Source organism: Aquamicrobium aerolatum DSM 21857, assembly GCF_900113935.1.
Classification (GTDB): Bacteria; Pseudomonadota; Alphaproteobacteria; order Rhizobiales; family Rhizobiaceae; genus Aerobium; species Aerobium aerolatum.
Genome location: NZ_FORF01000008.1, coordinates 89,738 through 103,922 on the forward strand (window position 1 = coordinate 89,738; position 14,185 = coordinate 103,922).

Annotated in this window: 17 protein-coding genes; 9 read left to right on the plus strand and 8 right to left on the minus strand. The window is 59.7% G+C overall.

The window, feature by feature from the left end; translation table 11 throughout:
- Window positions 1–98 precede the first annotated feature (98 nt).
- The 4 genes from BMZ42_RS08330 to BMZ42_RS08345 form a co-directional block, all read right to left on the minus strand.
- Complete coding sequence (locus BMZ42_RS08330; protein ID WP_091520931.1) at window positions 99–410, minus strand: helix-turn-helix domain-containing protein; 312 nt, start codon at window positions 408–410, stop codon at window positions 99–101.
- A gap of 716 nt (window positions 411–1,126) precedes the next feature.
- Complete coding sequence (locus BMZ42_RS08335) at window positions 1,127–1,651, minus strand: hypothetical protein (RefSeq protein ID WP_091520933.1); 525 nt, start codon at window positions 1,649–1,651, stop codon at window positions 1,127–1,129.
- 96 nt (window positions 1,652–1,747) lie between these two features.
- A complete protein-coding gene (locus BMZ42_RS08340; protein WP_210185212.1) occupies window positions 1,748–2,362 on the minus strand; it encodes an OmpA family protein in 615 nt (204 codons plus the stop codon).
- Window positions 2,363–2,368: 6 nt separating this feature from the next.
- Complete coding sequence (locus BMZ42_RS08345) at window positions 2,369–2,860, minus strand: hypothetical protein (RefSeq protein ID WP_091520938.1); 492 nt, start codon at window positions 2,858–2,860, stop codon at window positions 2,369–2,371.
- Window positions 2,861–3,121: 261 nt separating this feature from the next.
- On the opposite strand from BMZ42_RS08345, the gene BMZ42_RS08350 reads away from it, so the two are divergent.
- Genes BMZ42_RS08350 through BMZ42_RS08375 form a run of 6 tightly spaced genes read left to right on the plus strand, consistent with a single transcriptional unit; the run spans window position 3,122 to window position 7,421 of the window.
- On the plus strand, window positions 3,122–3,547 hold the full coding sequence (locus tag BMZ42_RS08350; RefSeq protein WP_091521127.1) for a protein tyrosine phosphatase family protein: 426 nt from the start codon (window positions 3,122–3,124) through the stop codon (window positions 3,545–3,547).
- A gap of 32 nt (window positions 3,548–3,579) precedes the next feature.
- A complete protein-coding gene (locus tag BMZ42_RS08355) occupies window positions 3,580–4,470 on the plus strand; it encodes an MBL fold metallo-hydrolase (RefSeq protein ID WP_091520941.1) in 891 nt (296 codons plus the stop codon).
- Window positions 4,467–4,808, plus strand: coding sequence for an ArsR/SmtB family transcription factor (locus BMZ42_RS08360; RefSeq protein WP_091520944.1), 342 nt, complete (start codon window positions 4,467–4,469; stop codon window positions 4,806–4,808). Before BMZ42_RS08355 ends, BMZ42_RS08360 begins: the two co-directional genes overlap by 4 nt.
- On the plus strand, window positions 4,805–5,233 hold the full coding sequence (locus tag BMZ42_RS08365) for a YeeE/YedE family protein (RefSeq protein WP_091520946.1): 429 nt from the start codon (window positions 4,805–4,807) through the stop codon (window positions 5,231–5,233). The genes BMZ42_RS08360 and BMZ42_RS08365 overlap by 4 nt, the downstream gene beginning before the upstream one ends.
- Window positions 5,234–5,237: 4 nt before the next feature.
- Entirely contained in the window at window positions 5,238–5,654 is a 417-nt protein-coding gene (locus BMZ42_RS08370; protein ID WP_091520948.1) for a YeeE/YedE family protein, read from the plus strand.
- 30 nt (window positions 5,655–5,684) lie between these two features.
- Window positions 5,685–7,421: a SulP family inorganic anion transporter gene (locus BMZ42_RS08375; protein WP_091521129.1), complete on the plus strand. Its 1,737-nt coding sequence runs from the start codon at window positions 5,685–5,687 to the stop codon at window positions 7,419–7,421.
- Here the strand turns inward: BMZ42_RS08375 and BMZ42_RS08380 are convergent.
- The 4 genes from BMZ42_RS08380 to BMZ42_RS08395 are packed head-to-tail and all read right to left on the minus strand — an operon-like array spanning window position 7,387 to window position 10,799.
- Window positions 7,387–7,989 (minus strand): DsbA family protein, encoded by a 603-nt coding sequence (locus BMZ42_RS08380; protein WP_091520951.1) that lies wholly within the window; start codon window positions 7,987–7,989, stop codon window positions 7,387–7,389. The genes BMZ42_RS08375 and BMZ42_RS08380 overlap by 35 nt on opposite strands.
- Window positions 7,986–9,332 (minus strand): ATP-binding protein, encoded by a 1,347-nt coding sequence (locus BMZ42_RS08385; protein ID WP_091520952.1) that lies wholly within the window; start codon window positions 9,330–9,332, stop codon window positions 7,986–7,988. Before BMZ42_RS08385 ends, BMZ42_RS08380 begins: the two co-directional genes overlap by 4 nt.
- Entirely contained in the window at window positions 9,329–9,994 is a 666-nt protein-coding gene (locus tag BMZ42_RS08390) for a response regulator (RefSeq protein ID WP_091520955.1), read from the minus strand. The genes BMZ42_RS08385 and BMZ42_RS08390 overlap by 4 nt, the downstream gene beginning before the upstream one ends.
- Before the next feature lie 58 nt (window positions 9,995–10,052).
- The gene (locus BMZ42_RS08395; protein ID WP_091520957.1) at window positions 10,053–10,799 is read right to left on the minus strand and encodes a L,D-transpeptidase; all 747 of its coding nucleotides are present in this window, start codon (window positions 10,797–10,799) and stop codon (window positions 10,053–10,055) included.
- 124 nt (window positions 10,800–10,923) lie between these two features.
- Between BMZ42_RS08395 and dsbD the strand changes: the two genes are divergently transcribed.
- The 3 genes from dsbD to BMZ42_RS08410 are packed head-to-tail and all read left to right on the plus strand — an operon-like array spanning window position 10,924 to window position 14,134.
- The gene (dsbD, locus tag BMZ42_RS08400) at window positions 10,924–12,705 is read left to right on the plus strand and encodes a protein-disulfide reductase DsbD (RefSeq protein WP_244523204.1); all 1,782 of its coding nucleotides are present in this window, start codon (window positions 10,924–10,926) and stop codon (window positions 12,703–12,705) included.
- A gap of 1 nt (window position 12,706) precedes the next feature.
- A complete protein-coding gene (locus BMZ42_RS08405; protein WP_091520959.1) occupies window positions 12,707–13,510 on the plus strand; it encodes a TlpA disulfide reductase family protein in 804 nt (267 codons plus the stop codon).
- A 15-nt stretch (window positions 13,511–13,525) separates the two neighbouring features.
- Window positions 13,526–14,134, plus strand: coding sequence for a DsbA family protein (locus BMZ42_RS08410; RefSeq protein ID WP_091520961.1), 609 nt, complete (start codon window positions 13,526–13,528; stop codon window positions 14,132–14,134).
- The last annotated feature ends 51 nt before the right edge of the window (window positions 14,135–14,185 follow it).

Below are 14,185 nucleotides of genomic sequence, written 5' to 3' on the forward strand. Positions count from 1 at the left end.
TAATTGCAGGCAAGAAGAATCCCCGTCTTGACTGCAATGCCCACTGGTTTTGCATGCACGCCAGTGAATCTGCGAATGCGATCGATTTGAATTTGTTTTCAGATCTCTTCGTCGCCGAAAATCATCTTGTAGGCATAGGGCTCGTAGGACTGCAGCATCTTCATCGAGAAAATGCGCGGATGGACATCCAATGCCTCTGCCCAAGCTGACCAGCGTTCAGGAATGATCTTTCCCTGACCGAGCTCTACTTGTGAGATATAAGTATAGTAAAGAGCGCCGACTTTCTCTGCGAGTTCTCGCTGAGTAAGTCCGGCAGCTTCACGTTTCAATCTAAGCCATCGACCAGCTTCTGCACGATGAGAAGGACGTTCAACATCCTTCATGTCAGCACTGAGTCTCCCCTTGGCCATAGATATTCTCCCCATCACTAATACCCGCAAGCTGATCGGGAGTATGCAAAGTAAGTGTGAGGAGTCTAGCGAAAAAACATGCGCAAATTTCTAAATAGATATCACCACTGTAATTGATGGCATGCATCATAGTTCTTGTTTAGTGAGTCAATTTTATAATTAACCGGACTTGGGTTGCGAAAAGTTGCTATTTCGTAGCGACAAGATGCCATGCTATTTTGAGAAATCAGTTGTGATCTCAATATATTAGCTCGATGTTCGGCGTGAAATTCCTTGCTCAGCAGGCTGATAGCTGCGCCGTGACTGTTGCCGATCTGAGCGTGTAGTCTTGTTCTAATTGGCACTCAAAAATACAGTGATCAATGGACAAGAAATTCGGCAGAACAGACGCAATTCGTCGTTCATGATGTCTTGAATGTGCTGAAGATCGCGCAGCAAATCACTTGCAGCCGCTAATTGGGCGCGAAAAAACCGGTCTTGATTCCGGAGGATTACTTCATCAACCGGCCCGTGAGGCAGTGAGGTGGGCGGGGTGAATATGGCGGCCGGCGTAAACAGGCGCGGCAAGGAAGGCCGGCGGCGTCGCTCGGCACTACACCTGAAAACCAGTCTGCACCCTGACAAGGGGCCGGGAGACGAAGCTCGGACCGGTCCAAATAATCGCTCACCGTCGGCGGCTTTGTGTGCGCCGGCGGTGAGGGCGGGTCATGGCGGGGTCAGCGACTGTCCCTTTTCGCCTGAGAGACGGAGGAGGCTTTGCGCAGGCGTCCGAGTTCCATCGGTCTGACGAGGTCCTTCGCGCGATCGGATGTTACCTTGCGCATCCCGCGATGTGCGTGCCGGGTGTTGAACGGTGCGCCGTCATCATCGTGCGACTTGCGCTTGAGTTCGAGAGCGTGGCGCGACAATTCGGCTTGCGACAGCTGTGCCGCCATCTGCTCGCGCCTCGTGCGCTCGGCATTGAGGCGCTGCATGGCGGCGGCCAGAACCTCCAGCTTTGCCTTGTTGCCGTCGGCGGACGTGGCGGCTTCGGTTCCCTTCGGAGCAGCTTTGCCGCGGATTTCGCGCCGGCGGCGTTGCACCTCGTCGCGCGCCTTGTCACGTCGCTCGCGAACCAGTTTGCTCAGGCTCGACAGCTCCTTGTCTGCCAGTTCCTGCACCGCGGGATGCCGGCTTTTGGAGACAAGTTCCCGCTCCGGTTTGGTCAGTGCACGTTCTTCCTGTTTGCGGCTGATGGCCATGGAAAAGACTCCTGTAGTTAGCTCGTCACTTGCGTGACGATCTCGTCAACTGGATGAATCCGGTAGCGACACTTTGTACGACATCGCCACGATAGTCTAATTGCGCAGCAGAGACTTTGGCACGACAAATTCCACCCGGCGGTTTTGAGCCCGCCCTTCTGGAAAGTCGCGCCCATTGCGCGTGTTGTCCGCAATGGGTTCGGCCTCGCCACGCCCTTCGACGACAAGGCGGGTTTTCGATATTCCCTGCGCAGTCAGAAAATCGGCGACTGAGCGGGCGCGGCGTTGTGAAAGCTCCATATTGTAGCTGTCGGTTCCCTTGGAATCGGTGTGTCCCAGAACGGTGATCTGTCCGGCACTCGACGTGGAGACGATTTTCGCAACGTCGTTGAGGGCGTCGCGCGCTTCGGCGGACAATTCAAAACTATCGAACGCAAAGAGTATGTCGCTGGCGAGTGAGAGGACAAAATTGTCCTTAGTTTCCCGCAGTTTGATGTCGCCGCTGCGTTCGATGGTTTCCCGTGCTGCTTCCGAGATGTCGTGCACGTCGGATCTCATGTCCTGGATCGTTGCCTTCAATTCGAGGACAGTCGGGACGAGGTCGCGAATGCTGTCGCTGTCCTGTTCCGCGCTCCCGGCTGGCAGGGGCATGAACAGTGTCGCTAGGACAGCAAGGATCGGACCGCTTTGGGGATTTAGTCTTTGTGCCATGGCGGCTTATTCTGGCACGGTGAATGGGCCGAGCGGCTCCATTCCAGGGAGTTGCAGCGTTGCGCTGGCACCGGCTTGCGGCGCGGGGAAGGTGCCGTGCCATGCGCCTGCCTGTGGGCCTCTATCATCCAGCTGGAGGTTGCTGGACGCCAAGGGCTTGCCTTTGCTGTCCGTCAGAAGCAGGTATTTCTTCTCTCCGGACACAACATAAATCTCAGATTCCCAGATATTACTGGAAAGTGTGCCGTAGATTATTCTCGATCCGCTCGCTTCTTCTGCCTTTGTGAAGCGCACGCGAACGGTCATCTTGTCATTGTCGCGCACCACGCCAGCCAGGGTGGCTTCGCCCCAGCCATCATTCAGCAGGGCTGTGATGCTAGTCGACTCGTGGGCTGCTTGTGGTGTTGTCGGGGAGGTATTTTCTGCTGCCGCGTTGCCGGCGAGTTGTAGAGAAATGACCGTGGCGATAGCAATATGTGTAATTGTATCGTTTAGCATCGGGAGTCTCCATTGTATAATTAATATAAGTCCTGAAAACTATTATTGGTCCTGTTCAGCTCCGGCTATGTGCTGCTCCCAATTGCTGGAAACTGCGCGTCCCGCGTGGCGATGTAATCAAACGTAGGGACGAACTAAGACGATTTATGGGCGCGTAAAATCCCTTTTCGATCCATGCTCAACGATTTCGAAAAAATAGTTGCATAATTTTGCAATCGTTATTATGTGCATCTCAACAGAATGCATATCGAGGTTCGAGAGATGAAACAGGTTTCAGCCAAACTTCATGTGTCCACACAGGTCACGGCGGCCGATCTTGCGAAGGCAAAGGCGGCGGGGGTGACAGCAATCATCAATAATCGCCCGGATGGCGAGGAGCCGGGGCAGCCAAGTGCTGCGGAAAATGCAGCTGCGGCTGCCGATCTTGGGCTGGGCTACAGCCATATTCCTGTTGCTCCGGGGCAATATTCGCTCGACGAAGTCCGGGCGTTTCAGGCCGCGATGTCGGCTGCCGATGGGCCTGTTCTGGCGCATTGCAAGACCGGAACCAGATCCGCCAGCCTCTATGCCATCGGCGAAGCTCTCGACGGCCGGATGAGCCGTGACGACATTCTTTCCCTTGGTCAGTCGCTGGGTCTCGATCTTGCCGGCGCAGTTCGCTGGCTTGATGCCAACTCCAATAACTGACGGCCATATTTGTCAAACGAGAGGGACATCTCATGAGCACTGCCAAGCCGATCGTGAAGGGCTTTTTTGAAAAGCGGACATTCTCGATTCAATATGTCGTCAGCGATCCACAGACGAAAAAATGTGCGATCATCGATGCTGTTCTCGACTTCGACGAAAAGTCGGGCACGACGACGACCGCCAGCGCGGACGAAATCCTCGCCTATGTGAAGCAGGAGGGGCTCGAGGTCGAATGGATCCTCGACACGCATCCGCATGCCGATCACTTCTCCGCAGCGACCTATCTGAAATCTGTCACGGGAGCGCCAACGGCAATCGGCGAGAAGGTGACCGAGGTTCAGCAGCTCTGGAAGGGAATCTACCACTGGCCGGAATTTCGCGCCGACGGTTCGCAATGGGACCGGCTTTTCGCCGAGGGTGACACGTTCTCCGTCGGCAACATTCCAGCGCGCGTCCTGTTCTCGCCGGGGCATACGCTTGCTTCGATCACCTATGTCATCGGAGATGCCGCCTTCGTGCATGATACGCTGTTCATGCCGGATTCCGGCACCGCACGGGCGGACTTTCCGGGCGGCAGTGCCAGTCGTCTTTATCGCTCCATCATGGAAATTCTGTCCCTGCCGGACGAGACGCGCATTTTCACCGGTCATGACTATCAGCCGGGCGGACGCGAGCCGCTGTGGGAATCGACCGTTGCAGAGCAGAAGGCGCAGAACAGCCACATGTCGAAATGCGCCACTGAAGCCGAGTTCGTGGCGGTGCGCTCCGCGCGCGACAAGACATTGGCCATGCCGAAGCTGATCCTCCATGCGTTGCAGGTCAACATGAATGGCGGGCGCCTGCCGGAGCCTGAAGCCAATGGCAAACGCTATCTCAAATTTCCTCTGGACGCGCTGGAAGGCGTGGCGTGGGACGACCGATGAACACCGAGCTTGAGCCCAGAACAGCCGATCTGGTGGCCAACGCGGCAGAGGCGGCGGACTTCATCAAGAAGTTTGCTCACCCTTCGCGGCTGATGATCGCCTGCGCGCTCGTTGAGGGCGAGCGTTCGGTTCGTGAACTTGAAGACACACTTGGCATTCGCCAACCCGGACTTTCGCAGCAGATTGCAGAGCTCAGGGACGCGGGGCTGATTGTCGGACGCAAGGAATCGAAAAACATGTTCTATCGCCTGGCGGACGGGCGGGTGAAAGACTTCATCGAACAGATGTACGTGATGTTCTGCAAGCCGCAGAATGTCGGGCAAGGACAGGATCAATGACTGAATTTACTCCGCTCGCGTCGCTTGTCGGCGGCGCAATGATCGGCCTTTCGGCGGTGCTGCTGATGATGTGGGAAGGGCGCATTGCCGGCATTTCGGGGATTGCGGGGCGCCTGCTGCCGCCTTACCGCGACGGGGCCTTTCTGTCGCGCCTTGGCTTTGTCGCCGGCATCGTTGCGGCTCCATTGCTGATTGCGGTGATGAATGGTGCTCCCGTCGCGCAGACGGTCTCCGCCAATGTGCCGCTGATGATCGTTGCCGGCCTGCTTGTGGGATTTGGCTCGGTCTGGGGCAATGGCTGCACGTCGGGGCACGGCGTCTGCGGTCTTTCACGCCTGTCGACGCGTTCGATGGTGGCAACCGCCACTTTCATGGCGACGGCCTTCATCACCGTTTTTGTCGTTCGTCACGTTATTGGAGGCTGATCGGATGTCGTTTCTTGTCAATCTGGTTCTGGGCCTGCTCTTTGGTGCGGGGCTGGTCGTGTCCGGCATGGCCGATCCGGCCAAGATCCTCAATTTTCTTGACCTCTTCGGCACCTGGGATCCCTCGCTGATCTTCGTGATGGGTGGCGCGGTCGTGGTTGCCTTTGTCGGGTTCCGCCTCGTCTTGCGTCGTGATGCGCCGATCGCAGGAAAAACCTTCCATCTGCCGACCCGCAAGGATATTGACGCCAGAGTCATCGTCGGGCCGGCCATCTTTGGCATTGGCTGGGGGCTCGGTGGCTTTTGCCCCGGTCCTGCGCTGACCGCCATCGGACTTGGCACGACCGGTGCTCTTGCCTTCGTGCCATCAATGATTGCGGGCATGTGGGGCGCACGGCTGCTGGCAGAAAAACGGGCATAGGCGTTCGCCTGAAACTTTGGAGTATCCATGATGACACGGCTGGCACGTACCCTGCCGATCCTCGACTGGGGTCGGCGCTACCAGCGCTCGACCTTCACGAACGACATGATCGCGGCGCTGATCGTGACGATCATGCTGATCCCGCAGTCGCTGGCCTATGCAATGTTGGCTGGCCTGCCGGCTGAAGTCGGGCTCTATGCGTCGGTCCTGCCGCTGGTCGCCTATGCCATCTTCGGCAGCAGCCGCACGCTTGCCGTGGGGCCGGTCGCTGTCGTCTCGCTGATGACCGCGACGGCTGTCGGCGAGATTGCCGCGCAAGGTACGAACGCATATCTGGTTGCCGCCACGTTGCTCGCCTTGATGTCGGGGCTGATGCTGATCGCAATGGGCCTGTTCAAGCTCGGCTTCGTCGCCAACTTCCTGAGCCATCCGGTCATCTCGGGTTTCATCACCGCATCCGGTCTGCTGATCGCTGCCGGTCAGCTGAAGCATCTGCTGGGCATTCAGGCCGCGGGCAATACGCTGCCAGAGATTGCGCGTGGTGTTCTGACCAATCTGAACGCCATCAACATGCCGACACTGGTCATTGGTCTTGGCGTGCTGGCTTTCCTTTATTTTGTGCGGCTCAAGCTCAAGGCGCTGTTGATGGGGCTTGGACTTGGCAGCCGGATGGCCGACGTCATCACCAAGGCTGGCCCCGTGGTGGCGGTGGCGGCGACGATTCTGGCTGCATCCGTGCTCGATCTGGGCAAGGAGGGCGTGGCGCTGGTCGGGGCAATCCCGCAAGGCTTTCCCGTGCCCGGCTTGCCTGCGATCGATTTCGACATGGTCCGTGCCCTGGCAGGCCCGGCCTTGCTGATCAGCCTGATCGGTTTCGTGGAATCCGTGTCGGTGGCGCAGACCCTTGCGTCAAAGAGGCGGCAGCGAATTGTTCCCGACCAGGAATTGATCGGCCTCGGGGCGGCCAATATCGCCGCCGGCATTTCGGCAGGATATCCGGTGACGGGAGGCTTTGCCCGGTCCGTGGTCAATTTCGATGCGGGTGCCGAGACACCGGCTGCGGGCATCTACACAGCGGTCGGAATTGCGCTCGCAACGTTGTTCCTGACACCGCTGCTCGCCAGCCTGCCGCAGGCGACGCTGGCCGCGACGATCATTGTTGCGGTGCTTTCGCTGGTGGATCTCAAAGCAATCCGGCGCGTCTGGGCGTATTCCAGAGCCGATTTCTCTGCGATGGCGGCGACGATCCTTGGCACATTGTTCCTTGGTGTCGAGGCAGGCGTGGTCATCGGCGTCCTGCTGTCGCTCGTGCTCCATCTCTATCGTACCTCACGCCCGCACATGGCCGTGGTGGGGCAGGTGCCGGGCACGGAGCATTTTCGAAACATTGAGCGGCATCAGGTGATGACGTCGCCGCAGCTCCTCTCCGTGCGCGTCGATGAAAGCCTCTATTTTGCCAATACGCGTTATCTTGAGGACCGGATCGCCGCGCTTGTCGCGGAAAGGCCGAACGTCAAGCACGTTGTCCTGATGTGTTCGGCTGTCAATGCGATTGACGCGTCAGCGCTTGAAAGCCTTGAGGAGATCAATCATCGCCTCAACGATGCCGGGATCACGCTGCATCTGTCGGAGGTGAAGGGGCCAGTCATGGATCGCCTGAAGCGCTCCAGTTTTCTGGAAGATCTCACCGGCAAGGTGTTCCTCAGCCAGTATGAGGCTTCGGCACTGTTGTCTAACGGTGTCTGGCCGCAGCCACAGCCGAACTGATCTGCTCGGGGGTGAGGGAGCCGCGATACAGGCGGCTTCCGATCAGGAAAGACGGCGTGCCGATCAGTTGCAGGCGCGCCGCATGAGCACGATTGCGCTCCAGTAGAGCGTCGATCGCGGCCATGTTCAGATCGAGCGCATCGCGAACTGCCGCAGGTGCGACGCCCGCATCCCGCAATGCGCCGTCGATATTGCGGTGTGTCAGCGCCCGTGTCGTGATGTTCATCACAGCCACATGCGCCTTTTCGTAGAAGCCAAGGCTCGACGCTGCCAGAACCATGCGCGCCGCGTAAAGCACGATCTCGCCGTTGATCGGCCAGTCCTTCATGACAAGGCGAATATTGCCGTCTGTCGCCACCATCTGCTTCAGCTGCGGATGGATCGCCTTGCAGGACGGGCAGGCATAGTCGAAAAACTCGACAATCGTCACATCGCCCTGAGGATTGCCGAGCACCGGAAGCGCCGGGTCGAACGCTATCTCGTGCAGGCTTACGCCCCGCGCCGCATGGCTTTTGCCCGACATCGCCGCCGCAGCGATCAGCCCGGACAGCAAGGAACGGCGGTTCATCGCGACGGGCTCGCCGGCAGTTCAAGTGTGGCTCGCAAGCCGGACGGCAACCGGTTTTCGAAGATCAGCCTGCCATCCAGCCGGGATGCCGCTTCCTTCACGATGGCAAGGCCTAGCCCGCTTCCGGTGGGCGATTTCGATCTTCCGCGGAAGAAGCGTTCGGTCACGCGCGGCAGCTCATCTTCGCTGATGCCGGGCCCATCATCTTCGACAGATACGCGCAGATGATGCGCATCCTGCGCGATCCCGACCTGAACCGTGCCTTGCGAGTGGAGCAGTGCGTTTTCGATCAGATTGCGTATGGCGAGCGTGAGGAGAACCGCGTCGGTACTTTGGGAAGCTTCGAGATCGCCGCCAATCGAAATCCGGGCGTTTTCGGACGGCATGTCCGCAGCAATCCGCCTGACTATGTCGGCAATACGGATGCTCGATGCGTTGGGCGCCCGGTCCGAGGCCTCGACCGACGACAGGTCGAGCAATTGCCGGACCAGTCGCGATGTCCGGTCAACGCCAGCGGCAATCTGGCGAAGGGCGTTTTCGTGCACATCTCCGTCCTGACTTGCCAGCGCCACCTGAGCCTGGGTTTTCAACCCGGCCAGAGGCGTTTTCAATTCGTGTGCGGCGAAGGTGGTGAAGTTCTTTTCACGTTCGCGCGCTTCCTGCACGCGCTGGAAAAGCCCGTTGAGGGCGTGGACGGCCGGCACGATTTCATCGGGCAGGCTTTGTTGGGGCAGCGGTTGCAGATCATTTGCTGCGCGAGAGGACAACGCTGTTGCCATATCGTTGAGCGGACGCATCCCGCGCCGCACGCTGATCCAGATCGCGCCTGCAAGAAAAGGCAGGATCAGGATGGCGGGGATTGCCAGGCCCTTGACCACGTCGCCTACCAGACGGTCGCGCACGGCAATGCTGTCGCCCACCATGACCCGGACGCCAAGGCTGGCATTTTCAATGGAATAGACGCGCCACGTCTCGCCATTGATGACGCTTTGCGAAAAGCCGCTTTCTGATTGGGTCAACTGTCCGCTGGGCGCATGCTCGGATCTGCCGATGAGCTTGCCGTCCAGCGACCAGATCTGGCACGACAATTGTCTTTCGTAGGAAGCATCCCCGAACTGAAACTGGACCGGCGCATCGCCGGCGGTGTCGGTCGCGAGCGCCATTTCGACCTTGCGTTCGGCCAGCAGCGAATTGACCATCCGGGCAGCTTCGGTCAGGCGCGCATCCAGCACCCGCTCGACCTCGGCCTGCGTGCTGATATAGATCCACGCCACCGCGAAGAGCCAGATCAGACCGGTCGAGGCGATGAGGATGGTCAGCAGGCGCGAGCGTATCGACGTCATCGGCATTCCTCCGAAAGGCGATAGCCGAGACCGCGAACGGTCTTGATGAAGCTGGAGCCCAGCTTGTTGCGCAGATTGTGGACGTGCACCTCGACCGCGTTGCTTTCCACTTCTTCCTGCCAGCCATACAGCGCATCCTCGAGCGCCGCCTTGGAGACGGTCGAGCCGGGATGTTCCAGCAGTTTGCGCAGGACACCAAATTCGCGGCGGGTGACGGAAACCGAAAGGCCGTCTTTGGCGACGGTCTGCTGGGCGGTATCCATCACGACGCCGTTCCATTCCAGTATTGCGCAGGCAAGTCCCGCGCCGCGGCGAGCGGCAGCGCGCACGCGTGCGGCCAGCTCATCAAGGTCGAAAGGCTTGCCGACATAATCATCCGCGCCTGCATCAAGGCCCGCGATCCGATCCTCGATCTGATCGCGGGCCGTCAGGAGCACGACCGGAGTGGTGTTCTGCCGTTTCCGCAAGGAGGCGAGAATGTCGAGACCGGACCCGTCTGGCAGCATCAGGTCGAGCACCACTGCGCGATACTCGTTGGCCTCAAGCGCTGCATAAGCATCTTCGCAGGTCGACACGGCATCGACTGTGAACGATGCAAGCCCGAGCCCGGCGGTAAGGCCGTCGAGCAGCAGCGGATCGTCTTCAACTACAAGTATGCGCATTGGTCTGGCCCCGGAACAAGCCTGCTGCAGAGCATCTGATCATGCCTATTCCATGGCGTCAGGCCACCAGAAGGTGCTCCATCGACGGATCGGGAATGACGACGATAGGGCTGCCATCGCGCACTTCGCTATGCAGGTGGACGATGTCCTGGTTGACCATGCGGATACAACCGGACGACACGGCCTTGCCGATGCTTGACGCTTCGGGCGAACCATGAACGCGATAAAGCGTGTCCTTGCCATTCTGGTGAATGTAGAGCGCACGCGCGCCAAGTGGATTCTTCAGCCCCGGACCCATGCCGCCATTGGCGATGCTGTAGGGTTCAAGCTCCGGCTGCCGCGCGACCATGGCATCCGGCGGTGTCCAGCGTGGCCACTCGCGGCGATAGGCAACAATGGCACGCCCCGCCCACGAAAAGCCGTCACGTCCAACCCCGATACCATAGCGCACCGCACGACCGTTCGGCTTGACGTGGTAGAGATATTTGTTCGGCGTATCGACAATAAGCGTGCCGGGCCGCTCGCTGGTGGGATAATCAACCTCCGTGCGCCAGTAGCGCTCGTCCAGCCGGGCGATTTCGACAGCCGGGATCGGAAAGCGCTCGTCGGGCATTGCCTGGTACATCAGCGGTGTGACGCGCTTGGGCGGAGTGACGGGTTGCGCGACCGGCGCTGCCTGTTTGGCAGTCGAAACGCAGCCCGAAAGGGCAAGAGCACCGATGCCGAGGAGCACGCTGCGCCGTGCAATGCGCGCGGTTCCGGTCGATGGGATGAGATCAGAAACAGGGTCTTGAAGGCGGGCCATACGAGTTCCTTCCGGTTATGTCTGCCCGGTATCGACATTGCCTACCTTAAGGCTGCCTTAAGCTGCCTCACTCATCCGTCGTCCCAGCCAGATTTCAGTTCGGGCGAACATCAAGGAGTGCGCATTGAAGAACGCGATCTTCGGGTTTCTGCTGACGCTTTGCCTGCCGGCAGGCGCATATGCTTCCGCACCCTTCAGCGAGCCGTTGCAGCCAGATGAAGCCTTTAGTCTTTCGCTGGGTCACGGGGCGGGAACCTCGCTGGTCGCCGACTGGACCATCGCCGAGGGCTATTATCTTTACCGCGACAGCCTGCGCGCCCGCTTCGCCGATGGGACGCCTGTGCAAATGGAAACGCTGGCAGGCACGATGGAGGATGATCCGAATTTCGGACCGTCTGAGGTCTACTATAATCGCACCTCGGCGACGATTGCCGGCGCGAGCGGCGGACAGATCGAGATCACCTATCAAGGATGTCAGGTAAACGGCATCTGCTATGCGCCGGAACGACGGCTGATTGATCCGGTAACGCTTGCGATGAGCAACCCGTCGGCGCAGCCCGCGACGGGGGTAAACTGGTCCACTCCAGCCTCGCCAGCCGCGGGCGGCTTTGAACTTGCGCCCGAGGAAAATCTTGTCGAAACGCTTCTTGGCCGCAGCGGGGTGACCGCAACGCTGGGAATGTTCCTGCTTTTCGGTATCCTGCTTGCCTTCACGCCCTGTGTTTTCCCGATGTATCCGATTGTCGCCAGCGCGCTTGCAAGGGAAGGCGAGGCGCTGACGCCCGGACGCGGCTTCATGCTGACGGCAGCGTATGTTCTTGGTCTGGCCACGGCTTTCGCTCTGGTTGGGGCGGCAGCGGGCTGGTCGGGGCAGAACCTCCAGATGTACCTGCAATCGACATGGATGACCGGCTTCATCGCGGCCGTGTTCGTCGCGCTGGCGCTGTCCATGTTCGGTCTGTTCGAATTGCAGCTGCCATCGTCCATGACAAGCTGGATTGCCTCCAGAACGGCAAAGAGCGGCGGTTCGCTCGGCGCGGCGTCGGCTCTGGGCTTCTCATCTGCGTTGATCGTCGGGCCTTGCGTGACCGCACCCTTGGCAGGCGCGCTGCTCTACATCGCACGCACCGGCGACACCGTGCTCGGCGCAGCGGCGCTGTTTGCGCTGGGGCTGGGAAAAGGCGTGCCGCTGCTGGTGATGGGGACGATTGGCGGCAGGCTGTTGCCACGTGCGGGCGCGTGGATGGAGAAGGTCAAATCAGGCTTTGCGGTTGTCTTTCTTGGAACCGCGATCTGGCTGGCGACGCCGCTGATGCCATCCAGCCTCGATCTGGTGCTCTATGCCGGGCTGCTGTTTGGCGTGGCGAGTTTTCTGTTCTGGTCCGAGTTTCGCACAAGCCGGCTGCACGTCCTTGCCCGCACGCTTGCGTCAATGGCTTTCATCTGGGGGGCAGCGCTTGCCGTAGGTGCGGCAGCCGGATCGACCGATCCGTTCAAGCCGCTGGCGGCCCTGGCAAACTCCGGTGGCGCTCCGTCGGCTGCGTCCGAGCTGCGGTTTGCAACGATCAATTCGGCAGAAGAACTACAGTCGCAGCTTGCAGCCACGGAGCGGCCTTCGCTTGTCTATTTCACCGCTGACTGGTGCGTCACCTGCCGGTCAATCGAGCGCTCGGTGTTTTCCGACAACGGCGTCCAGTTGGCCCTCGGCAAAATGCAACTCCTGAAGGTGGATGTGACCGATTTTGACGGTGAACGTGCGCAGCTCATGAAAACCCTGCGTGTCGCGGGGCCGCCGACGATGCTCTTCTTCGATGCTGGCGCGCGTGAATTGACCGGTACGCGCCTGACGGGCAATGTGAAAAGTGCGGACATGATGCAGTCCACCAATCGTGCGAGGGGCCTGTAGCGTGAACGCAGTTTCGCTTGGGCCGCTGGTGCTGGCGGCAGACCGCTTTGCTGTCATCCTCGGCATGTTCATCTTTCTCGTGGTGACCGGCGGGTTGGCCAGGAAAATCGATCCGCGTTTCAACTCATGGTCCTGGATAGCGCTTGTGGCAGGGATAGGGGCTGCACGCGCTGGTCATGTCTTGCAGCACCTGGACAATTTCCTTGCCGAGCCGCTGCGGATCATCGCCATCTGGGATGGCGGTTTCTATGCGCCTGCCGGCATCCTGGCCGTCATGCTCAGCTTCCTGATGCTCAAGGGCGCGCGTCTGCGCGGCTGGGCTTTGCTGCCGGTGGTGCTGGGACTGGTGGTCTGGAACATGACCGCGCAGCTTACGGGCGGCACCCGTTCCGTGCCGCTGCCGCAACTGGCATTCGAGACGCTTGCCGGCGAACCCCTCGCGCTGGAGGAGGTTCGCGGCAAGCCGATGGTCGTCAACCTGTGGGCGACATGGTGCCCGCCATGCCGGCGTGAGATGCCGATGATGGCCGATGTCGCGCGATCCACGCCCGGTACGGTTTTCATTTTCGCCAATCAGGGCGAGGGGCGCGGCGCGGTCGGCGACTATCTCGAGCGCAATGGGATCATGCTCGACCACGTGTTGCTGGATTCGTTCGGCCAGCTTCGCCAGCACTACGGTGCGCCGGGTCTGCCCGCCACCTTGTTCATCGATGCCGGCGGCGTGCTGCGGCATGCGCATCTGGGTGAGATTTCCCGCGAAACACTGCAGGCGCGGATCGAAGCGCTGACTTCCGATACAGATTGAGAATGGAGACCTGAAATGTTGAACAGACGAGACTTGCTGACCGGTACGCTCGCAGCAGCGGCGCTGGGCGGTTTTGCGCCGATGGCCCATGCGCAGCGCCAGCTGACGATGGAAGAAGTTTTTTTCGACCCTGAAATTCCGGCTTTGGGAAACCCGTCCGGCGACGTTACGATTGCCGAATATTTCGATTACCAATGTCCCTACTGCAAGCGTGGCCACAAGGATTTGCTGGATGTCATCCGTGAAGACGGAAATGTTCGGCTGGTCATGAAAGACTGGCCGATCTTCGGCGGTGGTTCGCTCCATGCCTCAAGCCTCGTTCTGGCTGCCGGCGAAGATTATGAGCGGGCACTCAACGCTGTCATGGCAACGCCAGCCCGGCTTTCGAACAAGGATGTCGACGCCGCGCTCGCGGCAGCAGGTCTTGATCCCAAGGCAATGCTGGCGGCGTTTGAAAAAGATATTGCGCGGGTCGACGGGATCATCGAGCGCAACACGGATCAGGCCAACATGTTCGGCTTCAATGGCACTCCGGCCTTCGTCATTGGCAAACGCATTTATGCCGGCGCCATGGACAAGGAAGCAGTGAAGCAGTCGATCGCGCTGGCTCGCTCGGAAGGCTAGCGCATGTCTCGCGAAAGTGGGAAGCGGTTTCGGACCAAGACATGCGCAAGA